The 390-nt window shown below is 46.4% G+C and carries 2 tRNA genes; both read left to right on the top strand.

What is annotated here, in order from left to right:
* Positions 1-66 precede the first annotated feature (66 nt).
* A tRNA-Ile gene (locus tag EST42_RS00690) sits at positions 67-140 on the top strand.
* Positions 141-166: 26 nt separating this feature from the next.
* A tRNA-Ser gene (locus tag EST42_RS00685) sits at positions 167-254 on the top strand.
* Positions 255-390 lie beyond the last annotated feature (136 nt).

Raw genomic sequence — 390 nt, 5'->3', positions numbered from 1 at the left:
CTAGTGCTCCAGCCTTCCAAGCTGGGAATGCGGGTTCGATTCCCGTCGTCCGCTTTTTTGTTTTATGGGACTGTAGCTCAGCTGGTTAGAGCGCACCCCTGATAAGGGTGAGGTCGGAGGTTCGAGTCCTCTCAGTCCCATTAGTTAAGAGGTTAACTTTTGACATGGGGACATACTCAAGAGGCTGAAGAGGCGCCCCTGCTAAGGGTGTAGGTCGGGAAACTGGCGCGAGGGTTCGAATCCCTCTGTCTCCGCTCTGATAATGGTAGGCAATTGTCTACCATTTTTATTTGTAAATGATATTGATAAACGTGATTCTGTATTTTGGTTTAAAGTCAAATGGTACTGATGATCGGTAAAATTTAATATTTTGAACCTTGCTTAGGCAGC

Source organism: Weissella cibaria (genome assembly GCF_004521965.1).
Classification (GTDB): domain Bacteria; phylum Bacillota; class Bacilli; order Lactobacillales; family Lactobacillaceae; genus Weissella; species Weissella cibaria_A.
Note: the sequence above shows the minus strand (reverse complement) of the source record. Positions and strands in the feature narration are given on the sequence as shown.